General features: G+C 38.5%; 14 protein-coding genes. 11 read left to right on the forward strand and 3 right to left on the reverse strand.

Annotation, left to right across the window (positions count from 1 at the left end; all coding sequences use genetic code 11):
- Positions 1 to 258: 258 nt before the first annotated feature.
- The 8 genes from ABN236_RS05410 (at position 259) to ydhT (ending at position 9,582) form a co-directional block, all read left to right on the forward strand.
- Positions 259 to 861: a peroxiredoxin C gene (locus ABN236_RS05410; RefSeq protein WP_072069413.1), complete on the forward strand. Its 603-nt coding sequence runs from the start codon at positions 259 to 261 to the stop codon at positions 859 to 861.
- A gap of 297 nt (positions 862 to 1,158) precedes the next feature.
- Complete coding sequence (gene ggt / locus ABN236_RS05415; protein WP_349473530.1) at positions 1,159 to 2,919, forward strand: gamma-glutamyltransferase; 1,761 nt, start codon at positions 1,159 to 1,161, stop codon at positions 2,917 to 2,919.
- A 616-nt stretch (positions 2,920 to 3,535) separates the two neighbouring features.
- On the forward strand, positions 3,536 to 4,165 hold the full coding sequence (locus tag ABN236_RS05420; protein WP_006535141.1) for a ferredoxin-like protein: 630 nt from the start codon (positions 3,536 to 3,538) through the stop codon (positions 4,163 to 4,165).
- A 52-nt stretch (positions 4,166 to 4,217) separates the two neighbouring features.
- A complete protein-coding gene (locus tag ABN236_RS05425) occupies positions 4,218 to 6,320 on the forward strand; it encodes an aldehyde ferredoxin oxidoreductase (protein WP_194951849.1) in 2,103 nt (700 codons plus the stop codon).
- Between the two features lie 19 nt (positions 6,321 to 6,339).
- Positions 6,340 to 7,059: a YdhW family putative oxidoreductase system protein gene (locus tag ABN236_RS05430; RefSeq protein ID WP_194951848.1), complete on the forward strand. Its 720-nt coding sequence runs from the start codon at positions 6,340 to 6,342 to the stop codon at positions 7,057 to 7,059.
- Positions 7,060 to 7,125: 66 nt separating this feature from the next.
- Positions 7,126 to 7,797: a 4Fe-4S dicluster domain-containing protein gene (locus tag ABN236_RS05435; RefSeq protein WP_088493715.1), complete on the forward strand. Its 672-nt coding sequence runs from the start codon at positions 7,126 to 7,128 to the stop codon at positions 7,795 to 7,797.
- Positions 7,794 to 8,591 carry a thiosulfate reductase cytochrome B subunit gene (gene phsC, locus ABN236_RS05440; RefSeq protein WP_088493716.1) on the forward strand — a complete coding sequence of 266 codons (798 nt, stop codon included), beginning with the start codon at positions 7,794 to 7,796 and terminating at the stop codon, positions 8,589 to 8,591. Before ABN236_RS05435 ends, phsC begins: the two co-directional genes overlap by 4 nt.
- A 25-nt stretch (positions 8,592 to 8,616) precedes the next feature.
- Positions 8,617 to 9,582, forward strand: a complete 966-nt coding sequence (gene ydhT / locus ABN236_RS05445; RefSeq protein WP_349473531.1) for a protein YdhT — start codon at positions 8,617 to 8,619, stop codon at positions 9,580 to 9,582.
- A gap of 73 nt (positions 9,583 to 9,655) precedes the next feature.
- Here the strand turns inward: ydhT and brnQ are convergent, their stop codons facing one another.
- The 3 genes from brnQ to phoB all read right to left on the reverse strand — a co-directional run bounded on the left by brnQ (position 9,656) and on the right by phoB (position 13,490).
- The gene (gene brnQ / locus ABN236_RS05450; protein WP_349473532.1) at positions 9,656 to 10,999 is read right to left on the reverse strand and encodes a branched-chain amino acid transport system II carrier protein; all 1,344 of its coding nucleotides are present in this window, start codon (positions 10,997 to 10,999) and stop codon (positions 9,656 to 9,658) included.
- 479 nt (positions 11,000 to 11,478) lie between these two features.
- The gene (gene phoR, locus ABN236_RS05455; RefSeq protein WP_349473533.1) at positions 11,479 to 12,777 is read right to left on the reverse strand and encodes a phosphate regulon sensor histidine kinase PhoR; all 1,299 of its coding nucleotides are present in this window, start codon (positions 12,775 to 12,777) and stop codon (positions 11,479 to 11,481) included.
- Positions 12,778 to 12,800: 23 nt separating this feature from the next.
- Positions 12,801 to 13,490, reverse strand: coding sequence for a phosphate regulon transcriptional regulator PhoB (gene phoB / locus ABN236_RS05460; RefSeq protein ID WP_023580900.1), 690 nt, complete (start codon positions 13,488 to 13,490; stop codon positions 12,801 to 12,803).
- Positions 13,491 to 13,711: 221 nt separating this feature from the next.
- Between phoB and sbcD the strand changes: the two genes are divergently transcribed.
- From sbcD to ABN236_RS05475, 3 genes are all read left to right on the forward strand, one after another.
- On the forward strand, positions 13,712 to 14,941 hold the full coding sequence (gene sbcD / locus ABN236_RS05465; RefSeq protein ID WP_349473534.1) for an exonuclease subunit SbcD: 1,230 nt from the start codon (positions 13,712 to 13,714) through the stop codon (positions 14,939 to 14,941).
- A complete protein-coding gene (locus ABN236_RS05470) occupies positions 14,941 to 18,669 on the forward strand; it encodes an AAA family ATPase (RefSeq protein WP_349473535.1) in 3,729 nt (1,242 codons plus the stop codon). Before sbcD ends, ABN236_RS05470 begins: the two co-directional genes overlap by 1 nt.
- 131 nt (positions 18,670 to 18,800) lie before the next feature.
- Positions 18,801 to 19,400 (forward strand): nitroreductase family protein, encoded by a 600-nt coding sequence (locus tag ABN236_RS05475; RefSeq protein WP_349473536.1) that lies wholly within the window; start codon positions 18,801 to 18,803, stop codon positions 19,398 to 19,400.
- Positions 19,401 to 19,478: the final 78 nt, after the last annotated feature.

A 19,478-nucleotide genomic window follows, 5' to 3' on the forward strand; every position in this document is an offset into this window, starting at 1 on the left:
GAGTCGCTAGGAGCATACAAAAGTATGTGACTAGTGCGAATGAACACAGTCAACAACGCTACAACTTGAAATATGACAAGTATAAACAGGGTATACGCTCTGAATTTACTCTAAATAGTTCGAGGTGTAGCTAGGCGACAAGTGAATGAGTCGCTAGGAGCATACAAAAGTATGTGACTAGTGCGAATGAACACAGTCAACAACGCTACAACTTGAAATATGACGAGTATAAACTCTTTCAATTTACAGGAGTACATTATGGTTCTGGTTACTCGCAAAGCCCCTGATTTCACAGCTGCTGCCGTTTTAGGTAATGGTGAGATTGTTAATGATTTCAACCTGCATTCATTTATCAAAGGCAAACCTGCCGTTATTTTCTTCTGGCCAATGGATTTCACTTTCGTTTGCCCTTCAGAGCTGATTGCATTCGATCACCGTTTTGAAGAATTCAAAAAACGTGGTGTTGAAATCATCGGCGTTTCTATGGACTCAGAATTTGTTCATAACGCATGGCGTAAAACGCCAATTGATGATGGCGGTATTGGTGAAGTTAAATACCCAATGGTTGCTGATATCAAACACGACATTATCAAAGCTTACGGCATCGAACATCCAGAAGCAGGCGTTGCGCTGCGTGGTTCATTCCTGATTGACAAAGAAGGCGTTGTTCGTCACCAAGTCGTTAACGATCTGCCTTTAGGTCGTAATATCGACGAAATGATCCGTATGGTTGATGCACTGCAATTCCACGAAGAGCACGGCGAAGTTTGTCCTGCACAGTGGGAAAAAGGTCAAGAAGGTATGGGCGCATCTCCAGACGGCGTTGCTAAATACCTGAAAGCAAACTCTGGCAAACTGTAATAGTTCAGTAAGCTAACGCATTTTTAAAAGCCTGTGAAAACAGGCTTTTTTTATTTATTCCACACTTATCTTTTCATTTTTTATCAACTCTATTTATTACTGTTATTAGTTATACATAAGCTTATTGTTTATCTGCTTAAAGATAATTTTGTGATCATCACATCAAAAAAAATTCTCATCACCAATAACCTCTCTCTATACTTATTGTTACGCAATTGTTAATTCATATTAATAACAGCGTAAAACTCTATATTTGTATCTATTCAAAATAACTCCCTGTTATTAATGGAGATAATAATGATTACGATAAAAAAAACTCACCTGCTATTACTCACTACCCTTTTCTCACATTCACTTTATGCAGCCTATGAACCCGCTGTTGAAGCACAACACGGTATGGTTGTCTCCTCTCAACACCTCGCATCTCAAGTCGGGAATGACATTTTACAAAAAGGGGGTAACGCGATTGATGCTGCCGTTGCCGTCGGTTATGCACAAGCTGTCGTAAATGCTTGCTGTGGTAATATTGGTGGCGGTGGTTTTATGACTATACACCTTGCTGATGGCACAAATACTTTTATCAATTTTAGGGAAACTGCTCCCTCTTCTTCTTCTAAGAATATGTATTTAGATAAAGATGGAAATTTGATTAAAGATGCCAGCCTATATGGTTATCTTGCTTCAGGAGTACCCGGCACAGTAAAAGGATTGAATTCAGCATTAGAGAAATACGGTACGCTTTCACGCCAAGATGTCATGGCGCCTGCAATTAAGCTTGCAAGAGAGGGATATATTTTAACCCGCGCTGATACTGATGTGTTAGAAACGACAACAGAGCGTTTTAAACAAGATCCTGAGTCTGCAAAAATTTTCTTAAAACCAGGTGGAACACCATGGCAACCCGGTGATCGCCTAATTCAGACTGATTTAGCTAATACATTGGAACTCATCGCAAGCCAAGGTTCTGATGCATTTTACCAAGGAGAGATCCCTAAAAAAGTTGAAGAAGCTTCGAAACAGCATAATGGCCTGTTAACTCAAGAAGATTTTGCTAATTTTACTATTACAGAAACCAAACCTATCACCTGTACTTACCGAGGCTATGAGTTTATTTCTGCACCGCCTCCAAGTTCAGGTGGAGTCACTATCTGCCAAACGCTAAATATTTTGGAAGGTTACGATCTTAAATCGATGGGCTTTAATTCAGCTGAATATGTTCATACTTTAACAGAAGCAATGCGTCATGCTTATATGGACAGAAATACGTTTCTTGGTGATCCCCAATTTATTAAAAACCCTACGGAAAAGTTATTAAATAAAGCTTATGCCACAGAAATACGCCAACAAATCAAACCGAATGAAGCCACGCCATCAGAAAATGTACAACCCGGTATCGCTCCTCATGAAAGCCCTGAAACAACACACTACTCAGTTATAGATAAAAATGGTAACGCTGTTTCAACCACTTATACTATAAATGGTCGTTTCGGTGCCGTAGTCATCGCACCGGGAACTGGATTTTTCCTCAACAACGAGATGGATGATTTTACAACCAAAGTCGGCGAAAAAAACCTATATGGTTTAGTACAAGGTGAGCGTAATAGTATTGCACCATTGAAACGCCCATTATCATCAATGAGCCCAACGATTGTGACTAAGGAAGGTAAACCTTTCCTTATTTTAGGATCACCGGGAGGTTCTCGCATTATCTCAATTACCTTACAAACAGCACTGAATATTATTGAATTTGGTATGCCACCGCAAGAAGCGGTTAATAGCCCTCGTATTCACCATCAATGGTTACCGGATGAGGTTTATTATGAGCAACGAGGATTATCAAAAGACACTTTAGAAAAACTCTCTGCCATGGGATATAAAATGGTAGAACAGACTCCATGGGGAGCGGCTGAACTTATTATGGTCGGACTCTCAGGAGAAGAAGGTGTGATCCCAGCATCATCAGGTAATGATTCCGCTGTTTCTGGTGCAGTCCGTGAAGGTTATCTTTATGGATCAAATGATGTTCGCCGCCCAGCAGGTAAAGCCGTAGGTTACTAGCAATAAAGGCATCAAATAAAACAAACAAACAAAAGAAACCTTCTCTCTATTAGATAAGGTTTCTTTTTTTATAAAAATGATCTAGTCATGGTTTTACAATTTATTCATATTTAATTCTATTAATAATAATCAATATCTATTTTTGATTAGATATATATTTAATATTGAATATCAAATTATTATTAAAACAATAATATTAGATAGAATATAAGAGCAAATCACCTTTAATTTAATTTCAATAACAGAATATATATGAATGGTATTTATTCTCTTTCTTAATTACAGATAAAAACAATAATCATTTAATTAAACTAAATTAATAGCACTGATTATTTTTATTTCTATGATAATTGTCACAGTATAAATTTTTTAATACCCACACTATCAAAGAGGATAATAAAAATATGCAAAAAGTGGAGATAACACATTGTAAATACAAATATTTAACATTTCATTACAGTGTATTTTTATCATAAAAATAGTTGAATCTTATAATATATCTTCTAACGATACCGTTATTATATTTTTTATATAACGGTAAAGCAAGCGGATAAATAAAGAATTTATCGTCACAACTTATTTCTTATATAAATTAGTTAAGCGGAGATAAATATTAATGTCTGATACACATCATCGTCCAATATTAGATATTGGGCTATCAAGACTAGAGTTTCTGCGAATATCCGGTAAAGGTCTTGCAGGGATCACAATAGCACCCGCATTGCTTTCTCTTTTAGGTTGTAAGCAAGAAGAAATAGATAGCGGAATAATTCAATTAACCACAACACCTAAAGGTGTTTTAGTCACAAATAGAGCGCGTTGCACAGGATGCCACCGCTGCGAAACAGCATGTACAACATGGAATGATGGAAGCGTAGGTTCCTTCTTCTCACGCACCAAAATCCATCGTCATTTTTATTTTGGTGATAAAGGCATTGGCTCCGGTGGTGGACTTTATGGCGATTTAAACTTTACAACAGATACATGCCGCCAATGTAAAGATCCTGAATGTATGAAGGTCTGCCCAGTAAAAGCTATCCGTTATCAAGAAGAGTTTGGCTGTATTGTCGTTGATACACGTCGTTGTATTGGTTGTGCCGCCTGTACAACAGCTTGTCCGTGGATGATGGCAACTGTCAATCCACAAACTAAAAAATCCGGCAAATGTAATTTATGTGGTGAGTGTGCATCAGCGTGCCCAACAGGTGCTCTGCAAATCATTGAATGGAAAGAAATTACTGTTTAATAAATCCAGACAATCACATCACTGAACCACATTTAGATTAGGAAGCAATATTATGACTAACGGCTGGACTGGAAATATTCTAAGAATCAACTTAACTACCGGTGCCATCACTCGTGAAAGCTCAAGCAAGTATAAATTTTTGATTGGTGGTATGGGCTTTGGCTACAAAATTATGTACGAAGAGGTTGCTCCCGGCGTTAAACCTTTTGATGAAGAAAACAAAGTTGTCTTCGCTGTAGGACCTTTAACTGGATCGGGCGCACCTTGTAGCTCTCGCGTCAATATCACCTCTCTTTCCACCTTTACTCGTGGCAATCTTGTCGTTGATGCTCATATGGGTGGATTTTTTGCAGCATGGATGAAGTTTGCAGGCTATGACTCTCTGATTATTGAAGGTAAATCAGATAAGCCTGTTTGGATCCATATTGATGATGACCAAGTTTCTATTGAAGATGCCTCCTTCTTATGGGGGAAAGGTGTTCGTCAAACCACAGAAGAGTTATGTGCTCAAACAAGTCCTGAAGCTTGTGTTGCTACCATTGGTCCTGCTGGTGAAAACCTCGTACCTTTATCTGGCATTATTAATAGCCGTAACCACAGTGGTGGTGCTGGTGTTGGTGCAGTTTTAGGTTCTAAAAAATTAAAAGCCATTGTTGTCGAAGGTAGCCGTGGGGTTAACGTTGCTGACCGAAAAGCGTTAAAAGAACTTAACGACTATATGATGACTCAACTAATTGGCTCTAATAACAACCACGTTGTACCAAGTACACCACAATCATGGGCAGAATATTCACACCCAGGCTCTCGTTGGACTGCACGTAAAGGTCTGTATTGGGGAGCAGCTGAAGGTGGTCCAATTGAAACAGGTGAAATCCCTCCAGGTGATATCAATACTGTTGGTTTCAGAACAATGAAATCAACCTTTGACTTAGGTCCAGAAGCAGAAGAATACACCGTGAAAATGGGTGGTTGTCACTCTTGCCCTATCCGTTGTATGGCTCAACTCAATGTTCCACAAGCAAAAAAATTTGGTGTACCACAAACAGGTGGTAACACTTGTGTTGCTAACTTCGTTCACACAACCATTTTCCCTAATGGTCCTAAAGATGTTGAGAAAAAAGGGGATGGTAACGTTGTTGGTAACTTAGTGGGTCTGAATATTTTTGATGATATGGGGCTTTGGTGTAACTACGGTCAGCTTCATCGCGACTTCACGTATTGTTATACCCACGGTGTCTTTAAACGTGTATTACCAGAAGCCGAATACAATGAAATCCCATGGGATAAACTGGAAGAAGGTAACCCTGAATTTATCAAAGAGTTCTACTATCGTTTAGCGCATCGCAAAGGTGAATTTAGCCACCTTGCTGATGGCTCTTACCTAATTGCACAACGCTGGAATTTAGGTGAAGAGTATTGGGCTGATAAGAAAAATAAACTCTGGTCACCAATGGGCTTCCCAATTCACCACGCGAATGAAGCATCGGCTCAAGTGGGTTCTATCGTTAACTGTATGTTTAACCGCGATGCAATGACACATACACATATCAACTATATCGGTAGTGGTTTACCTCTAAAACTACAAAAAGAGATTGCAGGTGAGCTATTTGGCTCTGGTGATGCTTTTGATGAAACCAAAAACTATACACCAATCAATAAAGCCAAAATTGCTTATACCAAGTGGACAATTTTACGTAGTTGCTTACACGATGCGGTCACCTTATGTAACTGGGTATGGCCAATGACGGTTTCTCCTCATAAGAGCCGTAATTATCGTGGTGACTTAGAAATGGAAGCCAAATTCTTTACCGCTATCACAGGCGAACCAACCACGTCTAAAGATCTGGATTTAGCCTCAGAGCGTATCTTCACTTTACACCGCGCTTATACCGTTAAATTAATGAACACCATGGATATGCGTAATGAGCATGACCAAATCTGTTCATGGGTATTCGATAAAGATCCTGATATTCCAGTCTTTACTGAAGGCACAGACAAAATGGACAGAGTCGATATGCAGCTTTCTCTTACCATGTTCTATGAAGAAATGGGCTGGGATCCACAGTTAGGTTGCCCAACAAAAGAAACTTTAGTTCGCCTTGGATTACAAGATGTTGCAGACGATTTAGCGTCTCGTGGTTTATTACCAAGTTAATAGGTAAAAGAAGGAGATCATGATGATAGAACAAAATGCATCGGCTTCTATACCACAAGATATCGCTGATGATACAGATATTGCTTTAGAGCAACCTGATATCTCTCGTCGCCGTTGGTTACTGCCACTATCAGAAACAGGTGTTGGACGTAGTGCTAACACCTCAACAGATATCGCAGAAGAACCCGTTGCGGAAGAAGTAGCAGAATTATCTGCCGAACAACATCTAGCGAATGCGATACGTCAATGTTCAAAAGAAGGTGAACTATTAGCAATTTCAACGCTGTATGATGCGCCCTATTCTCTGACTGAAGAGGACATTGCGCAGTTAGAAACCGCGTTAAAGAGCGACGAGTTTATTGATATCGCCCATTTAAGTCTCAATGGCGAGGATTATTATTACTCTGATGAATTTATGTCAGATAACTTCGCACAACTGCAATTATTAAACCGCCATGCAGATATTTGTACGGCAATTGCAGGTGTGGTTCGTTTTGAATGCGAAACCTATCCTCGACCATTGAAACAAAGCATGTTGATGTCTGAACCCTTTAAGTACACGGCTTCAGAGATTGAAGATGCACTGACACTGATGAAAACTCACCCTGATTTTCAGGATATTCAGCAAGTTTTAGCATCCAACGATGCCCCTTATCTCTTTAGCAATACGTTAATGAGTTACGGCAAAGCACGAGGCTTAACTGAATGGATTGAGGTTGAACAACATGAAAACCCTTAATGTTCAGCCTTATCAACGAAATTCGATGTGGGTATTACAACATCATCAGACTGAGGAGCAAAAATAATGCGTGTTTCTCGCCGTAAATTTGTAGCAGGTATGGGATCGGTCATTTTTTTCAGTGCACCACTAGGAAGTGCGCTTGCAGCAACTGCAGAAAAAAAACCTATCCGCTATGCCATGATCCACGATGAGACGCTCTGTAATGGCTGTAATATCTGCGCCACTGCATGTCGTCGATTAAATAAAGTACCCAATGGTATGGCACGAATGGATATCGCTCATATTCCATTAAGCCTCAAAGAAGACAACGATAAATACCATTTCTTTAGACACTCTTGCCAGCAATGTGAAGATGCCCCTTGTATTCCGGTTTGCCCTACGGGTGCTTCTTGGCGTGATGAGACCAATGGCATTGTTCGTGTTAATAAAGATAAATGTATTGGTTGTAGCTATTGTATATCAGCGTGCCCATACCAAGTCCGCTATCTTAACCCTGTGACACATGTTGCTGATAAATGTGACTTTTGTCTTGAGTCTCGATTACAAAAAGGTTTCCCACCGATTTGTGTGAGTGCTTGTCCACAAAATGCCTTGTTATTTGGTAGAGAAGACAGTCCTCAAATTCAAGAATGGCTCAAAACACACGATTACTATATTTATCAACTTGATGGTGTAGGAAAACCGCATCTCTATCGCCGTGTAGGGCCTCATGTTCAAGAGGAGGGTAAAGTATGAGTATCGTCAATACAATGCCAGACAGTGCTCAGTTCCAAGCCGCACTAAAAGAGTATGTTTTAATCTATACACCTGACTATTTACCTCTTTGGCTAATTGTTGCGGGCGTATTATTTATTGGCATGCTACTTGTTCTCGCACTGCATGGTTTTTTACGTTATCGCTTTGCCACACCTCATGGTGAATCGCATAAAGAAGAGAAACTCTATCTTTACTCTAAAGCTGTTCGTTTGTGGCACTGGAGTAATGCCTCTTTATTTATTCTGTTACTTCTAAGTGGTGGCATTAACCATTTCGCCCTACTTTCAGCCCACGATACTGCGTTATTAGTCAGTGTGCATGAAATCTGTGGTTATCTGCTTTTGGTTTGCTGGTTGTCCTTTGTTCTTATTAACCTTGTTGGTGGTAATGGCAAGTTTTACCGCATTGATGGCAAAAACTGGTTTCAACGCGCCTTTATGCAAACTCGTTTTTATCTCTACGGTATTATCAAAGGAGAAGGTCATCCCTTCCCAGCGACACCTAATGTTAAGTTTAATCCACTACAACAAATGGCTTATTTAGGTGTGATGTATGCGTTAGTTCCACTGCTTTTGATAACGGGTGTTTTACTTCAAAATCCAGCATTTATTCCTGCTGATGCCGTCATGTTTAAAGCTTGGTTATTAATCGCGCACCAAATATTAGCTGTATGTAGTGTCTTTTTTATCATTGGTCACCTTTATCTGTGTACAACAGGAAAAACACCATTCCAAACATTTCGCAGTATGGTTGATGGTTACCATAGACACTAATTAATACATGGATTAAGGAGCTTATATGTCAGTCCCTTCAAAGGAAGATATTAGATTAACAAAAGAAGACTTACGACAACTGCATGTTTCAACTTCGCTTTATCGTTGGTTTTTACGTTATTTTCCTGATGGAGGCACTTACAGTGCTATTCATAGTGAGTTAATAAAACAGCGCCGTACACAGTGGATAGAAAGCTTTATTCAATATATTTATTTACGTCATTTTAGTGAAGCATCCTTTGCCAAACAGGAACAAGAAGTCATGGAAAACATCTTGTTCCTGCTCGGCAATGAGCAACAGCAAGGCGTGACATTACAACGTCTGCCCTATCACAACACTTTGCCAACTTCTGAAAATATTCAATTTTCTACCGAATGGCATCAATTGATCTTAAAAAGCCAGCAATTAAGCACTGATCTCGCTTTATGTGGCAATAATAACATCGTGGCTTTTTCTGGTGATGAAAACAGTATTTCCAACACGGGTTATAGTAACCAATTAATGAATACCGGTTTCGCAGGAAAAGTGTGTAATACAGGAAATCAGTGTCGTATCGGTAGCTTAGGTGGACGATCTCGCATTTGTAATAGTGGCAATGATGTAAAAATTTATGCGTCAGGTAATGGTGTCCATATCGCCAATAGCGGTATACGTAATTTTATTACTGCCTCTCAAGATCGCGCAAAAGTCACCAACACGGGTGATTTAGCGCAAATCAATGTTACTGGAAATAACTCCGTAGCAATTAATACAGGCGATAACTGTAAAGTCACGGTATCTGGTGATAACAGTATTTGTATCTCAACAGGTAATATCCATCAGTTCTGCTTAGGAAAAGGTGGTAGTGCTGTGATTGCTTATCATGATGGCAATCGTACCCGTTTTAAAATCTTCTATGAAGGTGAAGAGGGTATCGTCGCCGGAGTTCATTACTATTTAGATGAAAATCAGCATCCTGTTGCACAGAAAACAGAACTCGACCTCTGTTAATTAATACCTCAAATAGATATCATTAAAAAAGGGAAACTTTCGTTTCCCTTTTTACTTTTGCAATCAATGTATTTTATTGCTTATGAATCGCTTCAGTATGGATCACTTTTTTATTCTGTGAACCAGCGACTCTATCGTAAATACCACACACAACAATCGTCACGATTACTGGGATCAACCACGCTAAACCTTGCTCACTTAATGGCAGTTTTGTCGCCCATTCTGGTAATAAATGTTTCAAATAATCAGACGCTTTTATTGCATCAAAAATACCGAAAAATAAGCTAACAGCCATTGCTGGCGCGATAATACGGCTTGGATTATTCCACAGGCGTAATGTGAAACTCATTAAAATAATCACAATACAAGGTGGATAAATCATTATCAGTACAGGAATAGAAAACGCGATCAGTTTGCTCAATCCTAAGTTTGAAACAATGGCTGAAAATATCGCTAAAATCAACACTAATACACGATAAGAGATAGGTAAATAACGGCTAAAAAACTCTGCGCATGCACAGGTTAAACCAACAGCAGTCACCATACACGCTAAGAAAATCAGTACGGCTAAAAAGAAGCTACCAAAATTACCAAAAGTGTACTGAACATAGGCATGTAAAATATCAGCACCGTCTTGAGCACCCGGAATGATACTGCCGCTGCTAGAGCCTAATTTAAATAAACTCAAATAAATTGCAGTTAACAATACACCCGCAATAATTCCCGCCCACATGGTATAACGTGTTAACAGTGACGAATTATCAATACCTCGAGAGCGAGCGGCATTAACAATAACAATACCAAAAACCATAGCGCCCAATGTATCCATGGTGAGGTAACCGTTAATAAATCCCTGAGTTAACGCCATATCACGATAAGCTTCAGTCGCAGGAATAGCGCCACCAGCTGGCCAAAAGACCGCAGCCACACCTAATATCGCTAATGCCAGAATTTTAATCGGCGCAAGAATATGACCAACACTGTCTAGCAATTTCCCCGGATAAAGCGAAATACCAATAACAATTAAGAAATAGACAATGCTGTAAATCAGCAATGACATCTCTGTATCACCCACTAAAGGAGCAATACCCACTTTAAAAGAAACCGTTGCAGTACGAGGGGTTGCAAAAAGAGGTCCAACAGCAAGATAGGCAACAATGGCTAATAACAATCCCATTGATTTACCAATAGGTGTACTTAATGCCTCAATACCACCACCGACTTTTGCCAGTGCAACAACCGTTAAAACAGGTAAACCCACGCCGGTGATCAAAAAGCCAATCGCGGCAGTCCAAACAAATTCGCCTGATTGTAACCCCACCATAGGAGGAAAAATAATGTTGCCAGCGCCAACAAATAGGGCGAATGTCATAAACCCTAATGCCAGGATATCTCTGGAAGTTAATCTATGTGCCATAAGTTTTGTTAATATGTAGTTACAATAATGGTTAAATTACGCCAAAGTAGCGTAACATAAAATCAACAACATCTATTTAAGCTCATACCGTCATTATTCAGGATAATATCCATATATAATCATTTCATGCAGAGCAATTAGGTACTAAATAGAAAAAATTGCCGATAACTGCTCACAAGTAAAACTTTTATAATGAAAAAAGGCAATAGCCAATCCTAAAACCAGAATAATCATCTAAACTATTTTTCAGCTCTAGTTATAACTGTCATATATCATCGAATATACATGATATGATTTGTGCATTTTATCACCAATAATATTGAGCATTGGCATCATTTAAAGTTACCATTAATTAATAATATTAAAATTTAACGCTACGATATTAGTTTTTATTGATATTAAAAAGATCAAGAAAGGGACAAGAAAACCTTTATCACAGATTAAAGATAAGTGATAAAGGCTTTAAAAAAGACATATTGCTAGTGTGCTTTTTTAGCGGTAAGCAATGTTTGAGGAAGGATAAAAGAGAACGTACTTCCAACACCTACTTTACTTTCAATATTCAATTGAGAATGATGATGAAGCAGCGATTTTTTCACAATAGCCAAACCTAACCCAGTACCGCCAGAATGACGAGAGCGAGCTTTATCAACACGATAAAAGCGCTCTGTTAAACGAGTTAAGTGTTCAGCGCTGATCCCCGAGCCATTATCAGAGACACTAAATAACATGCCTTGAGGGATTTTCTTCCAACTGACTTTAATTGTTGTGCCTTCTTCAGTGTGATTAATAGCGTTATACACTAAGTTAGAAACCGCACTACGCAATTGCTCTTCATTACCACGGACAGCCCACTGTTCATCAACATCAAAAATAATATGGTGTTGACCTTGGCTCAATGAGTCCGCTTCTTGTTGTAATAAAGCTAGAATGGCAGGAATATCAACCACCTTGTTTAAATCAATATGAGGAGCAGATTCGATACGAGAAAGTTGTAAGAGTTGTTGAACAAGCGTATCCATGCGCTTAGCTTGCTCTTGCATCGTCACTATCGCTTTATGCTCTGCGGGTTTAGCAACACTATTTTCTTCCATCATTTCAAGATAACCTTGAATAACAGTGAGGGGAGTTCTTAATTCATGGCTAACGTTAGCAAAAAAGTCACGTCGTGAGTTTTCTAGTTTATTTTTTTCTGTCACATCACGAGCTACCATTAAGCGTTGATCTTCGCTGTATGGCATCACTCGAAACTCAACAATAGAGCCATTATTAAGTGAAATAGTTAAAGGGCGACTAAAGTCGCCTGCGGTAAAATAGTGTAAGAAATCAGGATAACGTAATAAGTTAAAAATATTCTGCCCGTTATCTTCGGGCCAGCGAAAACCTAATAAATGTTGAGCAAGACTATTACACCAAAAAATATTCCCTTCATTTGTCATCATCACAACAGCATCGGGTAAGCTTTCAGCGCCACTTCTAAAACGTTTAATTAAGTCGCCTAATTCTCTGCGTCGTTTACGATTACGTTGTTGGGTCTGTCGAATACCATAAAAAATAGGCTCCCATCCCCCTCTTCCTTCCGGAGGTAGTACTGAGCGATCTAGCCATAACCATTTAGATAATTTCAGCAAGTTATAGGCATGCCACACAAGTGCGCTGAGTAGAGATACCACCAGCAACCAAGGAAGATGCCCGATAAAAAGCGATAATATAAAAGCAGGTAAGCAAAATAGACATAGCCCCCAAACGAGGGCTTTCCACGATAGTCGTTCTAACACCTGACGATTACTCCCATATTGACTTAGAAACGGGCAGAGAAACGATATCCCGTTCCACGTACTGTCTGTATCATTCTGTCATGACCATCTTCTTCGATGGCTTTACGTAAACGACGAATATGCACATCAACAGTACGGTCTTCGACATAAACATTCGTTCCCCAAACGTAGTTTAGCAATTGTTCTCTGCTATACACGCGTTCAGGATGTGTCATAAAAAAGTGCAGGAGTTTAAATTCGGTGGGTCCCATATCAATCGGTTTATCTTGACTCGTTACTCGATGAGAAACAGGATCAAGCCCTAATCCATTGAATTCAATAATATCTTCCGCAGACATTGGTGATAATCGTCGTAAAATTGCTTTCACACGAGCCACAAGCTCTTTAGGTGAGAAAGGCTTAATGACGTAATCATCAGCACCCGTTTCTAGCCCTTGGACTTTATCTTCTTCTTCCCCTTTTGCCGTTAGCATAATAATTGGAATATCACGGGTATTACTTTCCCGCTTCATCTGTTTTATTACCTGCAAGCCTGATCCACCGGGGATCATCCAATCTAATAAAACCAGATCAGGATAAGGATCAATAAGAAAGCTCAATGCAGAATCATAGTCTTCTGCTTCAATAGGTTGAAAACCATTTTGTTCCAAAACAAAACAGATCATCTCTCGAATTGCGGTTTCATCTTCAACAACAAGAATACGCCTTGCCATACTCTATCCTGTGTAATGTATATAGAGGGTCAAAATGATTATGATGCAGTTTTATGACAGATTTATGACTAACCTTAACATTACTGAAATAGATCCCTGTTGTTAAGGTAAATAAATCATTTTTTGGTGAAATATCACTCAAAAAGAAGGCTTGTTGTTGGGTTTTCACTAAAAAAGTAAGGTGCGCTATACTCTTCATCAGATAAAAAAGAGGAATAGCAATGCGGATTATTCACACATCAGACTGGCATTTAGGGCAATATTTTTTTACTAAAACCCGCGCACAAGAGCATCAACAATTTCTTGATTGGTTATTAGCACAAATTAAACATTATCAAGTTGATGCATTGATTGTTGCAGGAGATATTTTTGATACTGGCTCCCCACCCAGTTATGCCCGAGAGCTGTATAACCGCTTTGTTGTTGCTATCCGCGATACACAATGCCAGCTCGTCATTCTAGGTGGTAATCACGATTCAGTAGCGACACTAAATGAATCTAAATCATTATTGGCGTGTTTAAATACAACGGTTATTGCCAATGTTCATGCTGAAACACCACAAGCCCCGCTTATTCTTCCTCAAAAAGATAATACTCCGGGCGCATTACTTTGTGCGATCCCTTATCTACGCCCTAGAGATATGATAAGTAGTAAAAGTGGGCAATCAGGTGCTGAAAAACAAAATATCCTAAAAGAAGCGATTGCTGATTATTATCAAGCTCAATATCAAGAGGCTCTTGATTTACGTAAGCAGCTGAACGTCAATATTCCTATTATCGCGACAGGTCACCTTACAACCATTGGCGCAAGTGTAACGGACTCTGTACGTGAAATTTATATCGGTACTTTAGAGGCTTTCTCTGCAACGCTATTTCCTGAATTTGACTATATTGCTCTTGGTCATATTCACCGCCCTCAAGTAGTGAATAAATCAGGTCATATTCGTTATAGTGGCTCTCCTATTCCTTTAAGTTTTGATGAAAGTGGACAACAAAAAAGCGTCTGCCTTATCGATTTTGAGCAAGACAAATTAACTAACCTCACACTATTACCTATTCCTGAATTTCAATTATTACGCACTATTAGTGGCTCATTAAAAGAGATAGCTATACAACTTGATGATTTAAAAAAACAATACGGTGAAACAGATACGACTATTTGGTTGGATATCGAAGTTTCAACACAAGATTATCTCAGTGATATACAAACCCGTGTTCAAGAGCTAACTAATGAACCACTTTTTGAGGTGATCTTATTAAGAAGAGCCAGAAAACAGCGCCAAGCATTCACACAAAATGAGAAAGAAATACTGACCGAATTAACTGTTTATGATGTTTTTGAAAGACGCTTAGAACAGCATGAGTTTGATTCAGAAGAAACTAAAACACGGTTAACAACATTATTTAAACAAGCAGTTGAAATGGCAGAACAAGAGGATAACGAAGCATAATGAAAATCTTAAGTCTGCGATTTAAAAACATTAACTCTTTAAAAGGTGAGTGGAAAATTAACTTCAACCAAGAACCTTTTATTAGCAACGGATTATTTGCTATCACGGGCCCTACGGGTGCAGGAAAAACCACACTATTAGACGCAATTAGTTTGGCGCTTTATCATCGAACTCCACGATTAGATAAAGTCACACAATCACAAAATGAATTAATGACACGTCATACCGCAGAGTGCTTGACCGAAGTTGAATTTGAAGTCAAAGGGGTAGCTTATCGAGCATTTTGGGAACAACGTCGAGCTAATTATAAAGAAGATGGTAATCTTCAAGCACCACAGGCTGAACTCGTTAAAATAAATACAACGGGAGGTGAAGACAAAATATTAGCCAGCAAAATAAGCCAAGTAAAAGAGATGATCATTAATATTACAGGGCTTGATTTTGATCGTTTCACTAAGTCTATGTTGCTTTCTCAGGGGCAATTTGCCGCCTTTTTAAATGCAGATGATAAATCTCGCGCTGAATTACTCGAAGAACTGACTGGCACAGATATTTATCGCCATATTTCCCAATCTATCTTTAAACATTGGCGTGAAGAAGAACAAGCCTTAAAAACACTAAAGCAGCAAGCCGAAATGATGGCGTTATTAGATGAGAATGCTCGCCAAGCTTTATTAACTGAGCAAACTGATCTTTTTGCCAAAGAGAGCCTATTACAAAAAGAACAACAGGAATATCAAGCAGCAAAGCAGTGGCAAGAAAAAGATATTGAAATCAATAAAAACAAGCTATTAGCACAAAATGGAGTTAACTTAGCACAAGAAGCTTTAGTTGCTGCCAAGCCCGATATTCGACGTCTTGAAAATAGCGAACCCGCAGAAAAAATTCGTCCGATTTATGATGAAAAAAATCGTCTATTAAAAGAACAAACCTATATTGAGTCACAACTCTCAACACTGAAAACAGAAAAACAGCTTATTGAACAACAAAGCCAACCAATTAATCAGCATTTAATGGAGGCTCGTGACGCATTTAAACAACACGATGAGAAAAAACAGCAAATATTACGACTTATTCGTGAAGAAGTGACGCCATTAGATAATCAGTTAGTCTTGTTACAACAAGATATTTCAGCAAAAACACAACAAAAGAATACGCTGGAAAAAACACAGTTAGAATATCTGGAAAAAATACGATTAACAGAAGCCCAATTAACTGACTCACAAAAGCAATTTAATGAATTAAATGAATATTTAAATCAGCATACAGCTTATGCTCAACTTGCTGAGAATTTACCTTTATGGCAACGCTATTTTGAACAATATGATGAAATTACAGAAAAATATCTAATTAGCCAGAAAAGTGAAAAGGCAGAACGAGAAAAAGAGCAATTACTTAAACTTGCCCTCGAAAAAACAACGCACACACTAGAGGCACAACAACACAACCTTAATTTACAGCAACAACGATTAAGCGAATTACAAACACAACTTGAGCAACAAAATAAAGTAGATGCAATTGCAGATATTCCTCATCGCTTGCAACAAATTTCTCAGCAAAGAAATGCGCTCGCGAAATTGATGGGATTACAAGCTCAATTACAGCATGCTCTAAAAACTGAACATCAGTACCAAAAAAGCCATTCAGAAAACCTGCAAAAAATAGCCTCGCTGACTGAAAATATCAGCAAAAACGACATCGTTTTAAAAGAGAAAAAGCAACATCTTAAAGACTTAAATGACAATTATCTTTTAATAAGAAAATTAGCCGAATACGAAGAAGAAAGACAACGTTTAGTTAAAGATAATCCCTGTCCTGTTTGTGGCTCTACTGAACATCCTTATGTTGAAAAATATAAAGAAATTAAACCAGATGAAACAAAAACACGATTAGATATTTTAACGCAACAAGTTAATACATTAACCATAGAGTTAGTGGAACAAAAAACACAGTGTGCTAATTATCAAGCTCAAAATGAAAAATTAAGTAGCGACCTTGAGCAACTAACACAAGATATTGCGTCATTAAAACAGCAATGGAAAGTTTTAGCTCACTCTCACGCATTACCAGATGTTGACTGCGAAGAAACTACTTTAACTCAATTAGATGCAGCACTTGAAAAAGAAGATAATTTACTGACACAAAAACGAGTAAGTTACCAAGCATTAGATGCCAAAACTCAACAAGAATACAAACTGTTATCTGATAACAAAGAACAATTTTATCAGCAACAGCAAGCCATTCTTCATCAACAAAATGAATTAACTCAGCAACAAAAAGAAGTTTCCAATAAACAACAACAAACAGCGCAATATCTTCAACAACAAACCCAGTTGGCACAAGATATTCAATCACTTGTTAAACAGCAAGGTTATGAATTACAGATATTTGAAGATAAAATTCAATGGCTTAATGCCCGTAAAGAAGAGAGCCAACAATATCAATCAACATTAAAAACACATCACGAATTGCAACAAAAAATTCGTGAATTGTCATTAACTCAAGAAGAGAAAAAACGCTATTTATCTGGAACGCAAAAAGAACTTGATGCTGTTTTAGCTCATTTACAACAGCTGCATCAGCAACAAGAACAGCTAAAAGCACAACGCCAAGCTTTATTCGGCACACAAACCACCGAAGATGCACGCAATGAGTTGGATAAACAAAGTCAGTTGTTACAAAAACAAATTGAGCAATATAGCGAAGAAAAAAACCGACTCGAAATCCGTTTAAATCAGCTTATTGGTCAATATCAGGAAAACGAAAAATCACTACAACGGCTTCATGTTCACTCACAAGATATCCTTGAACAATATCAAAATAGATTAAAAAGCAGCCCATTTGCTGATGAAAACGCGTTTTTAGCTTCATTGCTATCGGTTGAAGAAAGAAATCGTTTACAAGAGCAGCAAAAACAACGACTTGATAAGCTATTGCAGGAAAAAACGCGTTTGGATACACAAGAAAACGCATATCAACAGCACTTATCACAACAGCCAATATTGGCAACACAACAGGATCTCGAACAAATTACCAATCAGTTATTGGTGTTAGAAACACAATTTACTCAATTACAAGAAACGAAATTTCGCATTCAAGAGCAACTGCGTACTGACGAAGAAAAGCGTAAAGAGCAACAGGATCTACTGACTCATATTGCCAAACAACAATCTCAGTTTGATGATTGGAGTTATTTAAACGAATTAGTGGGATCTGCATCAGGAGATAAGTTCAGCCGTTTCGCCCAAGGATTAACGCTTGATCATCTGATTTATTTAGCTAACCGCCGTTTAGAAAAGCTTCATGGGCGTTATTTCTTACAGCGTAAAACACCGGCAAGTCTTGAATTACAGATTGCAGATACATGGCAAGCAGATGCACTGCGGGATACTCGCACGCTGTCTGGTGGCGAAAGCTTCTTAGTCAGTTTATCACTCGCTTTAGCGCTTTCGGATTTAGTCAGTAACAAGACTCAAATCGAATCACTATTTCTAGATGAAGGCTTTGGGACATTAGATCCTGATACCTTAGATATTGCATTAGATGCGCTCGATAGCCTTAATGCATCCGGCAAAATTATTGGTGTGATTAGCCACGTAGAAGCCATGAAAGAGCGCATTCCTGTGCAAATTAAAGTGAAGAAAGCTGGAGGCTTAGGCATTAGCCAACTCGCTCCCGAGTTTAGATATGTAGATAAACAGAATCTAAATCAAACAGTTAAAAACTAGGTCGAATATTTTGACGTAGCTGATTAAATTTTTTATATATCAATAAATCACTGCTAAGCCCTATAGTATGTCCATAGATTAGCTCAAGCTAAGACACGCTTTAAGCGCTTAAATTTATCAAGGAGACAATCATGTCTAACGCATTTACTGATTTAATGAAAAAACGTAGAACAATTTATCATTTAGGTAATCAACTTCCAATTAGCGAAGACAGAGTCACTGCGATTATCAAAGAAGCGGTTAAAGAGAGCCCAACAGCATTTAACTCACAGACATCTCGTGTTGTTGTTTTGTTTGGTGAACAACATCAAAAACTGTGGGATATCGTTAAAAATACACTGAGAAAATTAGTACCCGCAGAAGCATTTAGTGCAACTGAAGCAAAAATTGATAGCTTCGCCGCAGGTGCGGGTTCAATTCTGTATTTTGAAGACACAGATATCGTAAAAGGTCTTCAAGAGCAATTCCCTCTGTATGCGGATAACTTCCCTGTATGGTCAGAACAAGCAAGTGGTATGGCGCAACTTTCTGTTTGGACTGCATTAGCAGCAGAGAACGTAGGTGCTTCATTACAACACTACAACCCAATTATTGATGATGAAGTTCATGCAACTTGGGATCTGCCAAAAACATGGAAATTAAGAGCTCAAATGGTCTTTGGTTCGATTGAACAAGAGGCTGGCGAGAAGAATTATATGGAAGATGATTCACGCTTTAAAATCTTCAAATAAGTGTTAGAACAGACATCTGACAAAAGACCCTAGCAATAATACCCTCTTTTTTACTTTCATTCCTTGCCCACAGCCACT

Source organism: Proteus sp. fly-1013 (genome assembly GCF_040140245.1).
In the GTDB taxonomy this organism is placed as follows: Bacteria; Pseudomonadota; Gammaproteobacteria; order Enterobacterales; family Enterobacteriaceae; genus Proteus; species Proteus mirabilis_B.